The sequence below is a fragment of the Luteibacter sp. E-22 genome (assembly GCF_049913125.1).
GTDB lineage: Bacteria > Pseudomonadota > Gammaproteobacteria > Xanthomonadales > Rhodanobacteraceae > Luteibacter.
Window position 1 is genome coordinate 1,361,206 of the sequence record NZ_CP183975.1, and the last position, 19,372, is coordinate 1,380,577.

At 65.6% G+C, this 19,372-nt stretch carries 16 protein-coding genes; 6 read left to right on the forward strand and 10 right to left on the reverse strand.

Annotation, left to right across the window (positions count from 1 at the left end; genetic code table 11):
- Window positions 1-8: 8 nt before the first annotated feature.
- From ACN9M2_RS05940 to ACN9M2_RS05955, 4 genes are read right to left on the reverse strand one after another with little or no spacing between them, the layout of a single operon-like run.
- Window positions 9-2,354 (reverse strand): MMPL family transporter, encoded by a 2,346-nt coding sequence (locus ACN9M2_RS05940; protein ID WP_426287211.1) that lies wholly within the window; start codon window positions 2,352-2,354, stop codon window positions 9-11.
- Window positions 2,351-2,962 carry an outer membrane lipoprotein carrier protein LolA gene (locus ACN9M2_RS05945; RefSeq protein ID WP_426287212.1) on the reverse strand — a complete coding sequence of 204 codons (612 nt, stop codon included), beginning with the start codon at window positions 2,960-2,962 and terminating at the stop codon, window positions 2,351-2,353. Before ACN9M2_RS05945 ends, ACN9M2_RS05940 begins: the two co-directional genes overlap by 4 nt.
- A complete protein-coding gene (locus ACN9M2_RS05950; protein ID WP_426287213.1) occupies window positions 2,959-3,744 on the reverse strand; it encodes a glycosyltransferase family 2 protein in 786 nt (261 codons plus the stop codon). Before ACN9M2_RS05950 ends, ACN9M2_RS05945 begins: the two co-directional genes overlap by 4 nt.
- Window positions 3,745-3,752: 8 nt before the next feature.
- Window positions 3,753-4,022: an acyl carrier protein gene (locus ACN9M2_RS05955; RefSeq protein ID WP_426287214.1), complete on the reverse strand. Its 270-nt coding sequence runs from the start codon at window positions 4,020-4,022 to the stop codon at window positions 3,753-3,755.
- 426 nt (window positions 4,023-4,448) lie between these two features.
- Here ACN9M2_RS05955 and ACN9M2_RS05960 point away from each other — a divergent pair, with 426 nt between their 5' ends.
- Window positions 4,449-4,583 carry a hypothetical protein gene (locus ACN9M2_RS05960; RefSeq protein ID WP_426287215.1) on the forward strand — a complete coding sequence of 45 codons (135 nt, stop codon included), beginning with the start codon at window positions 4,449-4,451 and terminating at the stop codon, window positions 4,581-4,583.
- 17 nt (window positions 4,584-4,600) lie between these two features.
- Here ACN9M2_RS05960 and ACN9M2_RS05965 read toward each other — a convergent pair whose 3' ends face one another.
- The 4 genes from ACN9M2_RS05965 to ACN9M2_RS05980 form a co-directional block, all read right to left on the reverse strand.
- Window positions 4,601-5,875 carry a hypothetical protein gene (locus ACN9M2_RS05965; protein WP_426287216.1) on the reverse strand — a complete coding sequence of 425 codons (1,275 nt, stop codon included), beginning with the start codon at window positions 5,873-5,875 and terminating at the stop codon, window positions 4,601-4,603.
- A gap of 48 nt (window positions 5,876-5,923) precedes the next feature.
- The gene (locus ACN9M2_RS05970; protein ID WP_426287217.1) at window positions 5,924-6,136 is read right to left on the reverse strand and encodes a cold-shock protein; all 213 of its coding nucleotides are present in this window, start codon (window positions 6,134-6,136) and stop codon (window positions 5,924-5,926) included.
- 150 nt (window positions 6,137-6,286) lie between these two features.
- Window positions 6,287-7,390: a Glu/Leu/Phe/Val dehydrogenase dimerization domain-containing protein gene (locus ACN9M2_RS05975; protein ID WP_306851397.1), complete on the reverse strand. Its 1,104-nt coding sequence runs from the start codon at window positions 7,388-7,390 to the stop codon at window positions 6,287-6,289.
- 191 nt (window positions 7,391-7,581) lie between these two features.
- Window positions 7,582-7,923: a YXWGXW repeat-containing protein gene (locus tag ACN9M2_RS05980; RefSeq protein ID WP_426287218.1), complete on the reverse strand. Its 342-nt coding sequence runs from the start codon at window positions 7,921-7,923 to the stop codon at window positions 7,582-7,584.
- Between the two features lie 155 nt (window positions 7,924-8,078).
- Between ACN9M2_RS05980 and ACN9M2_RS05985 the strand changes: the two genes are divergently transcribed.
- From ACN9M2_RS05985 to ACN9M2_RS05995, 3 genes are all read left to right on the forward strand, one after another.
- Complete coding sequence (locus ACN9M2_RS05985; RefSeq protein WP_426287219.1) at window positions 8,079-8,945, forward strand: alpha/beta hydrolase; 867 nt, start codon at window positions 8,079-8,081, stop codon at window positions 8,943-8,945.
- Window positions 8,946-9,046: 101 nt separating this feature from the next.
- Window positions 9,047-12,499 carry a methylmalonyl-CoA mutase family protein gene (locus ACN9M2_RS05990; protein WP_426287220.1) on the forward strand — a complete coding sequence of 1,151 codons (3,453 nt, stop codon included), beginning with the start codon at window positions 9,047-9,049 and terminating at the stop codon, window positions 12,497-12,499.
- 141 nt (window positions 12,500-12,640) lie between these two features.
- Window positions 12,641-13,495 (forward strand): DUF3014 domain-containing protein, encoded by an 855-nt coding sequence (locus ACN9M2_RS05995; protein ID WP_426287221.1) that lies wholly within the window; start codon window positions 12,641-12,643, stop codon window positions 13,493-13,495.
- Window positions 13,496-13,627: 132 nt separating this feature from the next.
- Here the strand turns inward: ACN9M2_RS05995 and ACN9M2_RS06000 are convergent, their stop codons facing one another.
- Window positions 13,628-14,542, reverse strand: coding sequence for a peptidylprolyl isomerase (locus tag ACN9M2_RS06000; RefSeq protein ID WP_426287222.1), 915 nt, complete (start codon window positions 14,540-14,542; stop codon window positions 13,628-13,630).
- Window positions 14,543-14,604: 62 nt separating this feature from the next.
- Window positions 14,605-16,023, reverse strand: a complete 1,419-nt coding sequence (locus ACN9M2_RS06005; RefSeq protein WP_426287223.1) for an aldehyde dehydrogenase family protein — start codon at window positions 16,021-16,023, stop codon at window positions 14,605-14,607.
- A gap of 113 nt (window positions 16,024-16,136) precedes the next feature.
- Between ACN9M2_RS06005 and ACN9M2_RS06010 the strand changes: the two genes are divergently transcribed.
- Together ACN9M2_RS06010 and ACN9M2_RS06015 are read left to right on the forward strand one after the other, a co-directional pair.
- A complete protein-coding gene (locus ACN9M2_RS06010) occupies window positions 16,137-17,024 on the forward strand; it encodes a LysR substrate-binding domain-containing protein (protein WP_426287224.1) in 888 nt (295 codons plus the stop codon).
- 80 nt (window positions 17,025-17,104) lie between these two features.
- Window positions 17,105-19,333, forward strand: a complete 2,229-nt coding sequence (locus tag ACN9M2_RS06015; RefSeq protein ID WP_426287225.1) for a DUF5916 domain-containing protein — start codon at window positions 17,105-17,107, stop codon at window positions 19,331-19,333.
- Window positions 19,334-19,372: the final 39 nt, after the last annotated feature.

Sequence of the window (19,372 nt, forward strand, 5' to 3'; positions counted from 1 at the left end):
GGTGGTGTTCATGCGTTGGATTTCTTTGGTGCGGGGACGCTCACCGGCGCCAGCAGCGCGGTGAAGCCGATCCCGAGGAGCAGGGTAAGGCCGAAATGCCGGAGGGCGGGCATCGTGCTGAGCGCGAGCAGCCCGAACGAGAGCAGGGCCGTGACGGCCGACAGCAGCACGCCCGCGTAGGCGGCCCCGGGAATATGAGCGGCATGGGGCTCGCCTTCGCGGAGGAAGACGGCGTAGTTCGCGCCGACGCCGAGCACCAGCATCAAGGCCATGATGTGGAACAAGGTGAGTGGTTGGCCGAGATAGCCGAGCGCGGCGACGCTGAAGACGATGCCGGCGGCCGGCGGCAGGAGAACTCGCCAGGCGGCGCGTGGCCCGTAGCGCCAGGCGAAGGCAAGGCCGACCAGCGCCAGTGCCGCGCCCAGCCAGATATCCGCGTAGCCGCGATAACGGCCGAACAACAGGGAGATGCCGGCGGGCTTGTCGATCAGCGAGACGCCGGGCAAGCCTTCGGCGGCGGTGCGCAGCAGGTTCACGTCGTCCTGGCCCTGCGGCAGCACGATACTGCCGGTGCCATGCTCCCCGCTTATCCACAGGTAGTGGAAGGGAGTGTATGCGGGCGTCTTGAGCCAGTCGTCGAAGGTGAGCGCCCGGCCCGGGAAGGTGGCCTCGTAAGCGTCGGCCGCCTCGGCCTTGAAGCCCGCCGCCAGCATGGCGGAGCGGACCTTGCCGCCGAAAATCCGGGTCACGGCGGCGAGATTGTCCTGTTGCCGTTTCATCGAGGGCAGCATCGTGCTCACACCGGTCCAGCCGCTGAGCTTGCCGTCATCCCGCCACGTGCGCAGGCGATCGGTGAGTGCTTCCTCGCGTTGCAGCACCTGCTCGGCATCCTTGCCTTCCACCAGCCAGAACTGGCTGCCGCCCCCGAAACCGGCGATGTCGCGGATCGCGGCCGTCTGTGCCTCCAACGACTTCGGTGGCGAGATGAGCAGATGGATGTCGTCGTCGTGTCCGAGGCGCAGCCACCCGGGAAGGGCGAGCAGTGCCAGCAAGGCGATGGCCGCGAGGGCGCGGCGGCCCGAGGCGATGCGCTGCCAGCCGAGCGCCAACCGCACCAGGGAAGGGGCGATGGGCGCCCGGGCCGGTTTCGCCGCCAACACCGGTAGCAGCCAGAACACGCTGGCGCAGGCGATGGCCATGCCGGCGATGGCGAAACAGGCCATCTGCCGCAAGGCGGGAAAGGGGACGAGCGCGAGCAGCGCGTAACCCAGCAGGGACGTGGCCAGGGCCAGCAGCAGCGCCGGACGGACCTGCCGCACGCCGCGCGCGGCGTTCCACGCCTGGCCCGCATTGGCGCGCGCGCAAAGGTACTGGATCGAATAATCCACCGCTTCGCCCAGCAGCGCCGCGCCGAAGACCAGGGTCAGCAGGTGCAACTGGCCGAACACCAGCACCGTGGCGACGATGGCGCCGACCACGCCGAGCGCGGTGGAAACGAAGGCGATCAGCAACGGCCGGACCGAGCGGAATACGAACAGCAACAGGGCCGCGATGCCAAGCGACGAGGCGATGCCGACCACATGCGTATCCCGTTCCGCGCCGGCGCGCGCCGCGGCGGCGTAGAAGATCGCTCCGGTGCGCAGCAGTCGGGCATCCGGATGCTTCGCCGCCATGGCCTTTTCCGCCTTGGCCAGCGTCGCCAACGCCTGGCGCTGGACGGTATCGTCGTATGACGAGCCCTTGAGCGTGGCGATCACCAGGACATGGGTCTCATCGCCGCGATGCGCGACGAGCAGGTCGTCCTCGGGCACGAGCGTGGCGCGGTTCCATGGCTGGCGGTCGAGCCAGTGTTGCAGCCAGCCGAACGGATCGTCGGTGAGTTTCGCGCCGACGTTCGCACCGAACGGCTCATTCAACCGCCGCCTGAGCGCGGCGACGGGATCGAAGTCCGGCGCCGCGATGGCGGCACGATCTTCCGACGTCAGCAGGTGGAAGCGAAATGGCAGGAACGGGGTGACGAGCTGGTCGAGGTCGAAGGGCGGCAGTTCGGCGATGACCGAGGCAAAGACGGGATCGCCGCCCAGCGCGGCACCCAGCTCGCGCGCGGCGTCCTTGGCGGTGCCGTCGTCGGCGCTGCCTACCAGCAGCACCATGCGGTCCCCGCTGGACTTCGCCAGCCGTTCCACCGCGTCTTCCGCCAGGGGATGGCGCTCGGTAGCCGGCAGCATGGTCAGTAGGTCGGTCTGTAGCGGCGAGACACCGCGGCCGAACAGCAACCATGCACACAGCACGCAGGCCACCAGCGCCGCGAACGCGAACAAGCCGGCGCGCACCGCGGTCGGAACCCGCCTCATGGAACGCCGAGCACCTTGGCTTCGAGCAGGGTGAGCGGCCCCGCGTCGCGCGTGTCGGAGAAGGCGATGCGGGTGCGTTCGCCATTGGCCAGCTCGACCTCGATCGACTGCAGGAAGGCGTCGCCCCTCAGTGTGATACCGGCCAGTACGCGGGCCATGCGCGCCTGGCGCGGCACGAAACGCAAGGTCCAGCGTTCCGGCGAGCCCTCCGCGGTAACGCTGAACTGGCGCATGGCTTCGGTGGATTGTCCGGCGAGCAGCGACTGCAGCATCGCCGAGACCTGGCTGACGCCGCGGTTGCCGTCGCGAACGCGTTCGAGCTTGCCTTGTGCGTCCAGCCGCGAGGTGCCGTCCGTGGTGAGCACGAGGTTATCGTCGAAAGGATCACGGGTATGCCAGAGCATGCCGTGGCCGACGACGAACAGGAGCTCGCCATGGCTGACCTGGGGTTCCGCCAACGCGGGGTTCTCGCGGCTCTGGGTGAACGCGGCGCGCACCTGGGCGTGCCGGCCGAGTTGCGCCAGGATGTCGTCCACGAGGGTCGGCGCCTGGGCCTGGGCGGCAAGCGCGCAGAACAGCGCGGCGAGGGCGATCAGGCGGCGCATCATGCGTTCCTTCGGTTGAACTTGCGAAGGAGCAGGCGAGGCATGCGCGGCAGCATGCCGAGCAACAGGCGCGTGTGCATGGCGCTGATGCGAACGTTGTCGTGCCACATCCGGAAGTGCGACAAGCCGTCTTCCGGATAGATCACGCGCGTCGGCACGTTTCGCACCGGCACGCCGCGCCAGTACAGGCGCACCGCGATTTCGGTGTCGAAGTCCATGCGTGCCGGAAGCGGCTTGCGCGCTATCTCGGCGCAGGTATCGGCGAGCGGATAGAGGCGATAGCCGCACATGGAATCCTGGATGTCGAACGAGAGCGTTTCGACCCAGACGCAGGCATGGGTGAGGTAGCGGCCGTACAGGCGTGCGCGCGGCACCGAATCGTCGTAGACCGGCCGGCCGCAGATCATCGCCTCCGGCCGGGTGCGGGCTTCGGCGAGGAAGCGCGGCACATCGGTCGTATCGTGCTGGCCGTCGGCGTCGATCTGCAGCACGTGGCTGTAACCCGCATCGTGCGCGGCGAGGAACCCGGCGGTGAGGGCGGCGCCCTTGCCTGCGTTGCGGGGCAGGCGGATCAGGCGAAGCTCGTCGCGGCCGGTGACCAGCGCGTCGAGGATGTCGCGTGTCTCGCCGTTCGAGCCGTCGTCGACGATCAGCACGGGCAAGCCATGCGCGGCCAGGGCGTTCGCCGTGGCGGCGATGGTTCGTCCGTGGTTGTAGATCGGTACGACGGCGCAGGGCGCGAAGGAGCGCGCCGCGTCATCGCGCGGTCCGGGCCTGCCCGCCATCGGTCCGCTCAGCGGGTGAGCAGTGACTGCACGGTGGCGACGACGTCGCCGACCGTACGCACGCTCTTGAAGTCCTCGGGCTTGATCCGGGTGCCGGTCATGTCCTGGACCTGGATAGCGAGATCGATCGCGTCGATGCTGTCCAGTTCGAGGTCGGTGAAGAGGTTGGCTTCCGGGGTCACCTTGCTCGGGTCGATCTCGAAGGTCTCGTGCAGGACCGAGCGGAGACGAGCGAGGACGTCGTCGGGGGTGAAGGTTTCAGCTGGGATCGCGCTCATAGCTCGGTAAGTCCATTTCATCCCCGGGTCGCGCAGGTCCGCGCCCGCGAGGGCGAACGGAAACGGGCGCCACCATCGAGGCGACGAAGGTGATCGGAATGCTCTGGTTGTCGCCGCCATCCGGCGGCATTCCCCTGAACCCAAAAGCATCGTGTAGGCAAAGCCTTACACGAGTGCCCGGGTACGGAAAGTGTAGCAGATCGAAGCCCGGAACATGGGGTCGGTTCCATGGGCTCCTTGCCGGCCGCGGGCGCGTCCGGACGCGACGACCGTCCGGACACCGTACCGTCCGCGGACAATTGCCGGTGTCGCGGACGCTCCGCGCGAAGCCCCGTGGAATGCGCCTTCCAGGCCGTTCCAGCGGTTGGCACGGCCCTTGCGATACCTCTCTCGAAACCTCTTCATCCATCGCCCTGGAGAACGACCATGAAATTCGAGACCGTCATGCTGAAAACCTTCTTCGCCGCCGCCGTCCTGACCTGCCTGTTGACCCTGGGCGCGATGGTGACCGCGCCGTCGGTCGCCGTGACCGCGACGAACCTGGTCGTCGCGGCGCCCTGAACGCCAGCCGTGGCGCTTCAGGTATTCCCGAATCGCATCACCACTGCACGCGAGCCATCCGATCCCGAGATCTGGCCCGACACCAGGATGCCCCGCTCGCCTTGCATCGCGAACCCGCGGCGGATCTCGGTATGGCTTGTTTCATTGAAGAACACGAAGCCATCCAGGTCACCGAATGAGCTATCGAGGGTTCCGGAAGCGAGGCAGCGGCCGATCAGGATGCCATCGGAGAGCAGGCCGCCACGGTTACCGACCGCGATGAAGCGCCCCTCGCTGTCGAATCCGCCCGTCTTCAGCCGCGAAGGGCCCACGGCTGCCGTGGTGTAGAGAATCTTGCCGCCATTGAACGCCTGGTTCGGTTGTCCGCTCGCATCCACGCCGGCAAGGAATCCGCGAAGTTCATAGCCCTGCTCGGGGACCGCATTCATGCCGACGACGATGAATGCCCCGTCGCCAGCGGGGACGAGGTCGTCGAGGGAGCCCGCCGCGATGTGACCGGACTCGGCGTTGATCGGTATCACGACGTTCCCGTCGACGCCGAATGAACCGTCGATACTTCCGTCTTCGAAGTAGCGTTGAACGAGCAACGTGCGCTCGTATTGGCCTGCCACGACGAAAGCGTGACCCTGGGCATGACCGCACTGGACATTCTCTCCGTCCACCTGGCCGGGGAAGCGACTCAACGGAAGGATGCCTCCTCCGTTCAGCGTCATGTCCCATTGCCCGTCTGCCAGCAATCGAAGGATGACGCCCTCGACCTTCGCGTTCTGCCTGTGTTGACGTTTACCCACAATCAGGATGCGTCCGTCTTCCAACGGGGTCACCGTTGCGTGGATGAGGGCGTGGAATTCCATGTCCAGGACAGCCAGACCGTCGTTCCCGAAAGTCTCGTCACGAACGCCCTGGAGATCCACCATCGCGAGTGCGTGGACGATCGAGTCTTTCACCGACGTCTTCAGGTGCACGAGGATATTGCCGGTCGGGTGCATGTAAACATGTACGGCTTCCGCCCCGACCGCCGGAGTCACCAGGCTCAGGCCCCCGCTGCCGAAGCTGGTATCGACGGACCCGTCGGCACGCAATTTCATCACGAAGGCGCTGTTCTCATCCTTGCCCGTGCGAATACAACTGCCCGACACATAGACCGTATCGTCGCGCGCATCGCTGGTGACACCATATGCCCTCATCCGGTCGAATCCGGGGGCGGAAAGGACGGCCATTCCGTTGTCGCCGAACGTCGGGTCCAGCACGTCGGTCCGGTTCGAGCGTGCTTTCGATGCATTGCCATTCACGGCGTCGCTCCTTGGCCGTCCATTCCCTTCGTGGGCCGCGACCAGCCTTCAGAGGGGCTGCACGTCGTCGGCCTGCAAGCCTTTCTGGCCTTGCACCACGATGAACGACACCCTCTGTCCTTCCCTCAGGGACTTGAAACCTTCCGTCTGGATGGATCGGTAGTGCACGAAAACATCGGCACCCGTTTCCGGCGCGATGAAGCCGAATCCCTTCGCGTCGTTGAACCATTTGACCGTGCCGTTCTGCCTTGCGTTGTTCATGATGCGTCCACTCCCTGGGTTTGCGTCCAGCGTATGCCTGGCGTCGTCCCGGCGGTAGGCGAGGGTACTCGTCCAAATGGCGTAATCCCGAAACGAAAGAAGCCGCCGGATCGCGCCGGCGGCTTCTTCGTTGCCCAATATGCGTAGTGCTTACTGCCCGCGCATGCGGCCCTGGAAGCGAGGTGCGCCGTTGCCCATGTGGGGCAGGCGGATCTTGCCGATGGCACTGATGCGCTCTTCCGCCATGCGGTCCGCGGCCTTGTAGGTCGGGATGTTGTCGCGGGCGGAGATCTCGAAGATGCGGCCGACGTTGTAGTAGATCGTGCGCATCATGCGCATGGCGCGCTCGCGGTTGTAGCCGTCGATCTCCAGCGAGACGTTCATCACGCCACCTGCGTTCACCGCGTAGTCCGGGGCGTAGACGATGCCGCGACGCGCGACTTCGTCACCGATGGCGTCGGTGGCGAGCTGGTTGTTGGCCGCACCGCAGATGATCTTCGCCTTGATGCGGTCGATCGTCTGCTCGTTGATCGTGCCGCCGAGGGCGCAGGGGCTGTAGACGTCGGCGTCGACGTCGTAGATCTCGTCCAGGCCCACGGCCTCGCAGCCGAGTTCGTCGACGCAACGCTGCACGGCGTCCTTGTTGATGTCGGTGACGAACACCTTCGCGCCCTGCTCGCGCAGCAGCTTGATGAATTCGCTGCCGACGTGGCCGCAGCCCTGCACGGCGTAGCTGTACTTGCCCACGTCTTCATTGCCGTGCTTGCTCTGCAGCGCGGCCATCAGGCCCTGCAGGGTGCCGAACGCGGTGAACGGCGAGGGATCGCCCGAGCCGCCGTGCACCTGGTGCACGCCGGTGACGTATTCGGTCTCGCGGTAGACGTATTCCATGTCGTTGACGTCGATGCCCACGTCCTCAGCCGTGATGTAGCGGCCGTTGAGCGAATTGACGAAACGGCCGAAGGCACGGAACAGCGCCTCGGACTTGTCCTTGGAGGGATCGCCGATGATCACGGCCTTGCCGCCGCCGAGGTTCAGGCCGGCCACCGCGTTCTTGTAGGTCATGCCACGCGACAGGCGGAGCACGTCGTTGACGGCATCCTGCTCGGTCTTGTACGGCCACATGCGCAGGCCGCCCAGGGACGGGCCAAGCACGGTGTTGTGGATCGCGATAATGGCCTTCAGGCCCGCGTCCTTGTTATGGCAGAAGACGACTTCTTCGTGGCCCGTGTTGGCGATGGTTTCGAAAATCATCGAACGCTAACTCCAGTGTCAAGCGGCAGCAGCACCGCCCTCTAGGTGAAAACCGGCGGTGGGGACCACCGGTGGATGATTGTGACCGTCCAAAAAAATCGCCCCGGCCTGCGAGGCGGGGGCGATATGTCGTGTCAGCTGCCTAGTTTAAACCGTTGTGGCGCTCAGTGTAGGTGCGGCGCAGCACGGGCTCAGCGGTGCCAGTGCGGATCTCGATACCAGGTCTCCCGTTCGATCCGCCAGCCACGGCCGTAGGGGCGCCAGACCGGCGGCCGGTAGACGTAGCCCGGCCGGCCCGCGTACCAGTGACCGCCTACCCAGACATAGCGACTACCCGCCCAGTTCCAGTAGCCAGGCGCCCAGACGTAGCCCGCCCGGGGCGGCGGAACGCGCTCGAAGCGCGGCGGCGGCGGACGGTTGCTCACGGTGACCGACACATATTCCCTTGCGGTGGCGGGCGGCGTGTAGCTCGCGGCGCCGACGGCCAGGCCCAGGGCGGCGACGGCGGCGAGGGTGCGGGTCAGGGTGGTCATGGCGTGCTGTTCCTCCGGGGCGTCCGCGGATGCGGATTCGTGCGCCAGAACGCGGGCTCTGGGGACGAGGTTGACCCCGGCCCGAGGCGAGCGTTCAGGTTCGTGAAAAGCGCGGATGCGGGATAATCCCGGAGGCTCACCCGACCGGTCCTCCCATGAAACCACCCCGCCGCTTCGGCGTCCGCACCATCGCCACCCTGCTGGGCATCCGAGTCGCTTATCGGCTCGGCAGCCGCCTTTTCCCCAGGCGGACCGTCGTCCATGCGGCGCGGGTCTTCCAGACACCGCTGCCGAGCAGTCGCGAGCGCGCGGCAGGTGCCCTGGCGGCGATGTCGGCCCGTCGGGAGCTCGTGGAGGTCGACGGCATCCCGATCGCCACGTATGTCTGGGGCGACCCGTCGACACAGCCTTACATCTTGCTGGTGCACGGGTGGTCGAGCATGGGCTTGCGCTGGGAAAACTGGGCGGGCCGCCTTCTCGCCCATGGATGGGCCGCCGTGGCCTTCGACCAGCCCGGGCACGGGCATAGTGGAGGCACGTTGTGCACGCTGCCCGATTTCGCCCGCACCGTAAGCGCGATAGGACGCCACTACGGAGACGCGGAGGGTGTGGTCGCCCATTCGCTGGGTGGCGCGGCGGTCACGCTCGCGCTGGACGATGGATGGACGGCGAAGCGCGTCGTATTGATCGCGCCCGCCGCCGATCCGCAGGCGGCGACGCAACGATTCGCGCGCTTCGTGCGGCTGGGCGAACACCTGAGACCGGCATTGCACGATGTGCTCGCGGAGCGCACCGGCGTCCGTATCGATGACCTGCATATCCGCCACCACGCGCCGAAGCGGGCCCAGCCCTTGCTGGTCGTGCACGACGTGTCGGATCGCGACGTGCCGGTGGATGAGGGCGAACTGTATGCCAGCATCTGGCCGGGGGCGAGGTTGCTCAAGACCGATCGCCTGGGCCATCGCCGGGTGGTGGACGATGAAACGGTGATGACGGCCTCGTTGGCGTTCCTTTCGGCCTGATGTCGCCGCGACACCTGCGCTGCACCGCACCAAAGGCCAATGACGCCTCCGCAGTAGAATCGACCGGTTCCCCACCGTTGTCGGTCTTCCCCGGAGTTTCCATGAGTTCGCAGCCCAAGCACATCCCCGCCAGCAGCACGGACGCGGAGGCGACACCGCTGCGTTTCGTCACGGCGGCGAGCCTGTTCGACGGCCACGACGCGGCCATCAACATCATGCGCCGGATCATTCAGAGCCAGGGCGCCGAGGTCATCCACCTGGGCCATAACCGCTCGGTGGAGGACGTGGTCCGCGCGGCCCTGCAGGAAGACGCCGATGCGATCGCGTTGTCCTCGTACCAGGGCGGCCACGTCGAGTACTTCAAGTACATGGTCGACATGCTGCGCGAGCGCGGCGCCGCCCATATCCGTGTGTTCGGCGGCGGCGGCGGCACGATCACGCCGGAAGAAATCAAGGAACTCCAGGCCTATGGCGTGGAGCGGATCTACCATCCTAACGATGGCATGAAGCTCGGTCTCACCGAGATGATCGAGGACGTGATGTCGCGAACGCGCGCCGCGGTGAAGCGGCGCGTGGAGCCGGCGCCGCCGCCCGCTTCCGTCGAGGATGAGATTTCCATCGGTGCCATGCTCTCGGCCATCGAGGAAGACCGCTTCGCCGAGGATGAACTCGCACGCCTGCGCAAGGCGTGGAAGCTCGCCGGCGGCAAGACGCCGGTGCTCGGTCTTACCGGCACGGGTGGTGCGGGCAAGTCCTCGGTAGTGGACGAATTGCTGCTGCGCCTCCTTCACGCCTTCCCGGATAAGCGTATCGCCGTGCTTGCCGTGGACCCCACCCGCCGACGTAGCGGCGGCGCGTTGCTGGGCGATCGCATCCGCATGAACTCGCTGCGCAGCCCGCGCGTCTACATGCGCTCGATGGCCACGCGACGCCAGCATGCCGCGACCTCGATCGTGCTGCACGATTGCATCGATTTCCTCAAGGCCCAGGCGTACGACCTGGTGATCGTCGAGACCGCCGGCATCGGCCAGAGCGATTCGGAAATCGTCGATCTCGTCGATTTCCCGGTCTATGTCATGACCAGTGAATACGGCGCGGCGAGCCAGCTCGAGAAGATCGACATGCTCGATTTCGCCGAGCTGGTGGTGCTGAACAAGTTCGACAAGCGGGGCGCCGAAGACGCATTGCGTGACGTGCGCAAGCAGTGGAAGCGCAACCGCATCGCCTTCCAGCTGGCCGACGAGAACGTGCCGGTGTATCCGACGATCGCCAGCCAGTTCAACGATCCGGGCGTGACCTGGATGTTCGCCAACCTGTGCCGCCTGCTTCGCGAGAAGCTCTCGCTGCCGGCGGATGAGTGGACCCCCGAGGTGGACACCAGCCTGCGCGAGCCGCGCGCGACGGTGCTGATCCCGGGCAACCGCGTCCGCTACCTGGCAGAGATCGCCGAGCAGGGGCGCGGCGTCAACGGGACGATCGCCAGGCAGGCGGAAGCGGCAAGCAAGGCGCAGCACTATTACGAGTCGCTCAAGGACATCGGCGACGATGCCTTGCCCCGTGCCTTCGACCTCTACGACCACGACCTGCTCGTCGTCGATGGCGACCGTTCGTTGGCCACGCTGCGCCAGCGCTACAACGAGGCGGTGCGCGAACTCTCCAGCGAAGCCATCAACCTGCTCCGTGAGTGGCCATCCCGGTTCGAATCGGTCACCGCCGAGTTCAACGAATACCAGGTGCGAGACAAGGTCATTCGCGTCGAGAACTATCGTGAATCCCTGAGTCACCAGAAAATTCCGAAAGTGTCGCCGCCGAAGACGAAGGACTGGGGCGACCTCCTGTCCTTCCTCATGCGCGAGAACCTGCCCGGGCATTATCCGTACACGGGCGGCGTATTCCCGTACCGCCGCGCGGGAGAGGACCCCACCCGCATGTTCGCCGGCGAGGGTACGCCGGAGCGCACCAATCGCCGCTTCCATTACCTTTCGTTGGGAGGCGCGGCCGCGCGACTGTCGACGGCGTTCGACTCGGTCACGCTGTACGGCGAAGACCCGGCGCCGCGCCCCGATATCTACGGCAAGATCGGTAACTCCGGTGTCTCCATCGCGACGCTGGACGACATGAAGAAGCTCTATTCGGGCTTCGACCTGTCGGCGCCCTCGACCTCGGTGTCGATGACGATCAACGGCCCGGCGCCGATCATCCTCGCCATGTTCATGAACACGGCGATCGATCAGAACGTGGAGAAGCACCTCAACGAAGATGCCTCGCGCTGGGAGATGGCCAATGCGCGCATTGCCGAGTTGTACCCCGATGGCAACCGTCCTCGTTACAACGGCGACCTGCCGAAGGGCAACGACGGCCTGGGCCTTGGCCTGTTGGGCGTGTCGGGCGAGGAGGTGGTCGATCCGGATACCTACGCCCGGATCAAGGCGTATACGCTGGCGACCGTGCGCGGGACCGTCCAGGCCGACATCCTGAAGGAAGACCAGGCGCAGAACACCTGCATCTTCAGCACGGAGTTCGCCCTGCGCATGATGGGCGACATCCAGCAGTATTTCGTCGACCACAAGGTTCGCAACTTCTACTCGGTGTCGATCTCGGGATATCACATCGCCGAAGCGGGCGCCAACCCGATCAGCCAGCTGGCCTTCACGCTGTCGAACGGTTTCACGATCGTCGAGTACTACCTGGCGCGCGGCATGAAGATCGACGACTTCGCGCCGAACCTGTCGTTCTTCTTCTCCAACGGCATGGACCCCGAATACACCGTGATCGGCCGCGTCGCGCGTCGCATCTGGGCCCGTGCCATGCGCGAGCGCTACGGTGCCAGCGCGCGCAGCCAGATGCTGAAGTACCACATCCAGACTTCCGGCCGCTCGCTGCACGCGCAGGAGATCCAGTTCAACGACATCCGTACCACGCTGCAGGCGCTGTACGCGCTCTTCGACAACTGCAACAGCCTGCACACCAACGCCTATGACGAGGCGATCACCACGCCGACCGAGGAAAGCGTGCGTCGCGCCGTGGCGATCCAGCTGATCATCAATCGCGAGCTGGGGCTCAACTTCAACGAGAACCCGTGGCAGGGCAGCTACGTCGTGGACGAACTGACCGACCTGGTCGAAGAGGCCGTGTACAAGGAATTCGAGGCGATCAGCGAGCGCGGCGGCGTGCTCGGCGCGATGGACACGATGTACCAGCGCGGCAAGATCCAGGAGGAGTCGATGTACTACGAGCACAAGAAGCACGATGGCTCGCTCCCGCTCATCGGCGTCAACACCTTCCTGCCCAAGGACCACGGCGGCGAGATCGCCACCGAGATCGAACTGATCCGCTCCACGGAAGAAGAAAAGGGTCAGCAGATCGACAACGTGCTGCTTTATGGCAAGGCCCGCAACCGGCTTGCGCCGGAGAGCCTCAAGATCCTGCAGAAGACCGCCCGCGAGCGCCGCAATGTGTTCGAACAATTGATGGAAGCGGTGAAGAACAACTCGCTGGGCCAGATCAGCCACGCGCTATACGACGTGGGTGGCGAGTACCGCCGCAATATGTAAACCGCGAGCGAGAACCGCTCCGCTCCGGTGGGAGCCAAGGCTGGCTCCCACCAGGTTGCCGCAACGCGGACGACCGCCGGATTTGAACTCGACGGACGGTTCGTAGTCCCATGGAGGCTTGGTTTTCGCGGGAGTGGTGCGTTGAGCAGTCAGTCATCGGGTTCGAAATGGATTGCGGGGTTGCTGGTGGTGGCCATCGCCGTGGTCGTCGGAGTGTTCGTCTATCGCGAGAAACAGGCGCGGGAAGCGGCCTCCGCCCCGCCATTCGCCGCCGCCGGATCGGCGTCGTCGGCATCACCGACAGCCGTGCACGATGCGACCTTGCCGCAACACCCCATCGGCGGTCCGGCGCAGGCGTCCACGGCATCGCTGCCGCCGCTCGACCAGAGCGATGACGAGATCCTCGCCGGTTTGCTGGCACTGGCCAGCGACGGTGCGCTGAAGTCGGTCTTACGCACCGATGCCATCGTTTCGCGCATGGTGGCGACGATCGATGCACTGCCGAAGCAGAGCGTCGGTATGAACGTCGTGCCCCTGCGCACGCCCACGGGGCGTTTTCAGGTCGTGTCAGACGACGGCAATTTCGTCGCCTCGAAGAAGAACGCCGAACGCTATGCCACCTATATGTACGTCGCGGACCGCATCGATCCCAAAGCGGCGGCAGCCTGGTACAAGCGCAACTATCCGTTGTTCCAGCAGGCCTACCGCGACCTGGGAACCAACGGGTATTTCAACGACCGCCTGGTCGAGGTCATCGACCACTTGCTCTCCGCGCCCGAACCGAAGGGAAACCAGCAGCTGATTCCCGCGAAGGAGGGGTATGTATATGCGAATCCCGCGCTGGAACAGCTGTCGGTCGGGCAGAAGTTCATGATGCGCTTGGGACCGGAGAACGAGGGGAAGCTCAAGACGAAGCTGCGGGCCTTGCGCGAAGCGGTGGTTGCGCAGCCGGAGGCGTCGGGCTCGACGGGTGATGCGGGGTCGGTTTCTCGGTAGCACCGCGGGAAAGCATCGCCGATGGGGTCGGCTCCCACCAGAGCAACCCTGAACCCGTTATCCGGTGGGAGCCGACTGTGTCGGCGATGCTCTTGCTTGTTGTGGGAGCCGACCTTGTCGGCGATGCGCCCGTCAGGGCGCCTTCTTCGACGGATCGCGCACCGGCACGTTGATATTGCACAGGTCGATCTTCCCGGCCGGTCGCGTGTAGAACGCATCCTGCCGGTTACGCTTGGCCTCGACCACGGCGGCGAACGTCTTGCTGTCCGTGCGCAGCACCTGTATCGGCGTGCGCTCGGCTTCCGGAACATCCGCGGCGAGGCGCACGCTCTTGATCGTCACGCGTTGCTCCGGCTTGTCGTAGAAGCCCATCGGTTCGCCGCCGCGCGGATAGGCGGATAGGATATCCATGCCCTTGATGACCTTGCCTGCGACCGCGAGGTTGCGATCGAGGTTGCGCGGGGCCTGGCCGATGATCGCGTAGAGCGAACTGCCGTTGCCGCTTTCGGCACCGGTATCGCGCGCGACGCCGACCGTGCCATAGCAATGGGTGATCCAGGCCTCGCCCTTGCCATCGCGGGCGACGGGGAAACCATCGGAAAAGCCGACTTCGGGTGCATAGACGTCACCGTCCTGAAGCTTGGTGAACGGATAAGCCTTGCCACCCTTGCGGGTGAACTCCGGTGCCAGGGTTTCCTTCGCCGTACCCAGGCTCTTCGCCTTCTTCTTGTCGTCACCATCCGGGTCGCCCCACTGCGTGACGAAGTTGTCCTGGACGCGGATCACCTGGGTACCGTCGAAGTAATGCTCGCGGATCAGCGTGCGGATGTTCGCCGCGTGCAGCGGCGACCAATCCTGGGCGAGCTCGATGATCACCCGGCCCTGAGGCAGATCCATGTAGACCAGGTTCTGCGGATCGGGTGTGCGCCATTCCGCGGGGGTCGACTTCGCCAGCAACTCCTTGGGCGTGGGCGTCTTCTTGGCTTCTTCCGCCATGGCGGGCAGGGCGAGGACTAGGGCGAGCGCAAGGCAGGTGCGAGCGAGCATGGGATCCCCAAGGTGTGGTTGGCCAGGCGACGTTAGCAGAGCCCGGCTCGCTCCCGCCATGGCTAGAGACCGAGGATGGCTTTCGGTTCCAGGTAGGCCTCGAGCCCGAAGCGGCCGTACTCGCGTCCGATGCCCGACTGCTTGAAGCCGCCGAACGGTGCCTTCGGATCATGCGTCAGCGTGTTCACCATGACGCGACCCGCATCGATGCGGGAGGCGACGCGGCGTGCACGGCTGGTGTCGCTGGAGAAGACATAGGCTTGCAACCCATACGGCGTGTCGTTGGCGATCGCGATCGCGTCTTCCTCGTCGTCGTACGCGATGATCGAAAGCACCGGCCCGAAAATCTCCTCGCGCGCGATGGTCATGTCGTTGCGCACGCCCGTGAACAGGGTGGGGCGAACGAGCCAGCCCCGTCTATGGCCATCCGGCCGGCCTTCGCCGCCGGCGAGCAGCCGCGCGCCTTCCTCGATACCCTTGCGGATATAGCCCTGCACACGCTGCCACTGCCTCGCACTGACCATCGGGCCCACCGTGGTAGCGGGATCGTTGGGGTCGCCGGAGACGACCGCTTCGACGGCGGTCTTCGCCATGGCTTCGAACTCGGCCAGCCGCGAACGCGGCACGAGGATGCGCGAGCCGGCGATGCAGGCCTGCCCGCTGTTGTTGAAGCCGGCCATGATCGTCAACGGCGCCACCTGCGCGAAGTCGGCGTCGTCGAGAACCACGCTGGGCGACTTGCCGCCGAGTTCGAGCGTGACGCGTTTCAACGTGTCGGCACCCGCGCGAACGATGCCCTTGCCGACCGCCGTCGATCCGGTGAAGGAGATCTTCGAGATATCGGGGCTGCCCACGATCTCGGCGCCCACGACGTCGCCGCGGCCGGTCACGATGTTGAATACGCCGGCAGGAGCCCCGGCTTCGTGCAAGGCCTCGGTGACGATACGTGTCTGCAGCGCGCTCATCTCGCTTGGCTTGATTACCGCCGTGCATCCCGCGGCGATCGCGGCGGCGAGCTTTCCGCAGATAAAGCCGGCATTGCTGTTCCATGGCGTGATGAGGCCGGCGACTCCCACGGGTTGCATCATCACCGTGGACGACCCCATGCGACGTTCGAAATCGAAGTCGCGCAACGTGGCGATGGCATCGAGGAACACGCTGGAGGCATGCCCGGTCATCCAGCGACCGCGCGATACCGGCGCGCCGTATTCCTCGCGGATCGCGGCGAAGAGTTCGTCCTCGCGGGCGACGATCGCGTCGTGCATGCGCTGGAGCAGGGCGATGCGTTCGTCGATCGTGGCCCTGGAGAACGCGGAAAAGGCGCGCTTCGCCGCCGCGATCGCGCGGCGGGCGTCCTCGGCGTCGGCCAGCCGGACCGTGCCGATGACTTCTTCGGTGGCGGGGTTGAAGAGTTCGAAGCGCTCGTCGCCGTGCGGGGTGACGAAGGCGCCGTCGATATAGATGTGATCGATCGCATGCATGGGGAAATCCTCGGAAGCCGCTCCGACGTGGGCGGCGCCTTCCAAGGGTGCGGTCGGTGCATTAATCTGATAAGGCGGATAAAACAAAATAACTTGTTAAGTGGAGGCGGATAATGCGCCCAGGACTCACCGAACTCGAAGCCGTGCTCGCCGTGGCCCGGCAGGGTAGCTTCCGCGCCGCCGCCGCGTCGCTTGAGATGTCCACTTCCGCGCTCAGCCAATCCGTGGCCTCGTTGGAATCCCGCCTGGGCACGCGGCTCTTCCACCGGACCACGCGCAGCGTCCGGCTCACCGAGGCAGGGGAGCGGTTCGTGGCCGAGGTGGGTCCGGCCCTCGCCGATATCCGTGGCGCGATCGAACGAATCAGCGACCACGGTGACACCCCGACCGGCAGCTTGCGCATCAATACATCGGTCGGTGCGGCACGCCGCGTCATGGGTCCGTACCTGATTCCCTACCTTCGGCGATATCCGGAGGTGCGCCTGGACCTTGTCACCGAGGATCGCCTGATCGACATCGTGCGCGAAGGCTTCGATGCCGGATTCCGTACCGTGGACACGGTGCCGGGCGACATGGTCGCCGTGCCGCTGGGCCCCCCGGTGCGTTTCGCCGTCGTGGGATCGCCGGACTACTTCGCCCGGCGTGGCCGGCCGGCGACACCGGCGGACCTTGCCCGGCATGCCTGCATCCGCGCGCGCATGCCCGCCGGCCACATCTATCACTGGGAGTTCGAGCGGCACGGTGAGGCGTCGGCGGTGGACGTCGGCGGCACGCTCACTCTCGACGAGCCGCAGCTGATGCTCGAAGCGGCACGGGCCGGCCTCGGCCTGGCTTATCTCGCCGAGTTCAACGTGGCGGAAGATTTCGCCGCAGGCCGCCTCGAACGGGTGCTGGAGGACTGGACGCCACCCTTCGACCGCCTCTGCCTCTACTACCCCGGAAGACGCCACGTGCCAGCGGCCCTGCGCGCCCTGGTCGACCTCATCAGGGAGACGGGCTGAGCGCATGGGCCAAGGGTCATGGCAAACCTTTGCGGCGCCGGGGGCATCCTTTCCGTAAGTTTCCACGACCCGGATTGTCCATGTTCCGTCGCCTCGTCCTGTTCACCTTTCTTTGTGTCGCCAGCGCCACCGCGCATGCGGAGGTGACGATCGATGGTCATATCGATCCTGCCGAATGGGCGGGCGCGAAACGTATCGTCGATTTCCGCGACACCCAGCCGAAGACGGGCAAGCCTGGCAGCCAACCCACGGAGGCCTGGGTGCTGTCGACGCCGAAAGGCCTGGCCGTGGCGATCCGCGTGACCCAGTCGGCCGACATCCCCCGCTCGCGTCAGCAGGCCCGGCGCGACGAGAACGCCCTGGTCGACCGGATCAACGTGATGGTCGACTTCGATGCCGATGGCCGCGTCGGCTACGACTTCGAGGTGAAGTCGCAAGGCGGTGTCGCGGACGAGGTGATCACCAACGAATCCGACTTCAGCTACGACTGGGACGGGCGCTGGGACCACGCGGTCAGCGAAGACGCGGATGGCTATTCGGTGGAAGTGCTGATTCCCTGGTACATAGCGCCGATGCGCAAGGCCAACGGCGATACACGGACCATCGGCCTGTACATCGATCGGGTGATCGGCAGCACCGGCGAGCGCATGGCATGGCCGGCGGTAAGCTTCGATAACGGCCGCTTCCTGTCCAATTTCCAGCGCGTGGAACTGCCAGCGTATTCCCAGGCGCTGTTCGCCGTCACCCCTTACGTGGTGGGCAAGGTGGATCGCGCACATGGCGGAACCTCTTTCGAGCAGGGCGCGGACATCATCTGGAAGCCGAACGGGCAGACCCAGCTCACGGCGACGATCAATCCCGATTTCGGCCAGGTGGAAAGCGACGACCTCGTCGTGAACTTCTCGCCAGAGGAAACCTTCTTCACCGACAAGCGCCCCTTCTTCACCGAGAACCAGGGCATCTTCGATTTCAGCCTGCTCGACGACGATTCGCAGCTGGTTTATACGCGGCGTGTCGGTGGCGCCTCGGACGATGGCCACGGCGCGGCCGACATCTCGGCCGCGGTGAAGGTGAACGGCAGCGTCGGGTCGACCAGCTACGGCATCCTCACCGCGCAGGAAAAGGGCGATGCCGGACGCACGTTCGGCGCGTTCCGGCTGAGCCAGAACGTGGGCACGCAAACCTTCGGCATGCTCGCCACGCGGGTGAACCATCCCTACCTCGACCGCGACGCGAACGTGCTCGGCTTCGACCATCGCTGGCAACCGAACGCGGCCTTTTCCATCACCAGCAACGTGGTCGGCAGCAAGATCGACCAACCGCGCGCCGACAGTTCCGGCCTCGGTGCCACCAGCATCGCGTTCTGGGAAATGAACGATGTCTGGAGCCAGCAATGGCTGGGCATGTACTTCGGCCGCCGCCTGGACATCGACGACTTCGGTTACCTGCCGCGCAACGACATGGAATACCTGCATTGGGAAGTGCGCGAGCGTGTCACCGGACTACCGGAGGACTCGGCGTATACCTCGCACATGTGGCATTACCGCATATCGGCGCTCGACAATACCGAAGGCCGCGTCGTGCACCGCCGCTTCCGCATCCTGCGTGACAGCCAGCGTCGCGATGGCGGCGAGGAAGTGTGGCGGCTGGACGCGTTCACCGCCGCCTACGACGATCTGCTCACCCGTGGCGGCAACGCGCTGCACACGCCACCCACCGCCAAGCTCACCTACGAACGCGAACGGCCTCGCATCGGGCGGTGGGCATGGCAAGCGGAAGGCTTCATCAGTGGCAACCAGCTCACCGGTTACCATCGCCTGGGCTATTACTTCAAGTTCACGCCCACGTACTTCATCACCGACGCCTTCAGCGTATTCGCCGGTGCCAGTTACGAGTGGGACCCCAACTGGCTCATCTGGCAGCACGACAACCTGGTGGGCGCGTTCGATGGGCGCACCATCGGCATCGACAGCGGCGTGAACTGGAACCTGGGCAACAAGCAGGAATTGCGCGTCAAGCTGCAGACCCTGGCGGTCGGCGCGAAACTACGCCAGGGCCTGGAGATCACGCCGACGGGCGGCGCGGTGCCCAGCAACGAGCCGGTGGACGACCTCGGCGTCGCCAATCTCGGCTTCCAGATTCGCTACCGTTACGAAATCGCGCCTTTGTCGAACCTGTACATCGTGTACAACCGAGGTGGCTACATGGACGATACCAACGACGATGTCGACACGCAGTTCCGCCGTGGCTTCAGCCTGAAAGACGTGAACGAGGGACTGGTGAAGGTGGCTTATCGCCTGGAGTTCTAGGAAGGCCTTAGAGGCCCGCTTCACATCCGCTGTGGCATT

Coding starts and splice junctions, on each gene's coding strand:
- ACN9M2_RS05940 (WP_426287211.1), bottom strand. CDS start 2,354: ATGAGGCGGGTTCCGACCGCGGTGCGCGCCGGCTTGTTCGCGTTCGCG.
- ACN9M2_RS05945 (WP_426287212.1), bottom strand. CDS start 2,962: ATGATGCGCCGCCTGATCGCCCTCGCCGCGCTGTTCTGCGCGCTTGCC.
- ACN9M2_RS05950 (WP_426287213.1), bottom strand. CDS start 3,744: ATGGCGGGCAGGCCCGGACCGCGCGATGACGCGGCGCGCTCCTTCGCG.
- ACN9M2_RS05955 (WP_426287214.1), bottom strand. CDS start 4,022: ATGAGCGCGATCCCAGCTGAAACCTTCACCCCCGACGACGTCCTCGCT.
- ACN9M2_RS05960 (WP_426287215.1), top strand. CDS start 4,449: ATGAAATTCGAGACCGTCATGCTGAAAACCTTCTTCGCCGCCGCCGTC.
- ACN9M2_RS05970 (WP_426287217.1), bottom strand. CDS start 6,136: ATGAACAACGCAAGGCAGAACGGCACGGTCAAATGGTTCAACGACGCG.
- ACN9M2_RS05975 (WP_306851397.1), bottom strand. CDS start 7,390: ATGATTTTCGAAACCATCGCCAACACGGGCCACGAAGAAGTCGTCTTC.
- ACN9M2_RS05980 (WP_426287218.1), bottom strand. CDS start 7,923: ATGACCACCCTGACCCGCACCCTCGCCGCCGTCGCCGCCCTGGGCCTG.
- ACN9M2_RS05985 (WP_426287219.1), top strand. CDS start 8,079: ATGAAACCACCCCGCCGCTTCGGCGTCCGCACCATCGCCACCCTGCTG.
- ACN9M2_RS05990 (WP_426287220.1), top strand. CDS start 9,047: ATGAGTTCGCAGCCCAAGCACATCCCCGCCAGCAGCACGGACGCGGAG.
- ACN9M2_RS06000 (WP_426287222.1), bottom strand. CDS start 14,542: ATGCTCGCTCGCACCTGCCTTGCGCTCGCCCTAGTCCTCGCCCTGCCC.
- ACN9M2_RS06005 (WP_426287223.1), bottom strand. CDS start 16,023: ATGCATGCGATCGATCACATCTATATCGACGGCGCCTTCGTCACCCCG.
- ACN9M2_RS06010 (WP_426287224.1), top strand. CDS start 16,137: ATGCGCCCAGGACTCACCGAACTCGAAGCCGTGCTCGCCGTGGCCCGG.
- ACN9M2_RS06015 (WP_426287225.1), top strand. CDS start 17,105: ATGTTCCGTCGCCTCGTCCTGTTCACCTTTCTTTGTGTCGCCAGCGCC.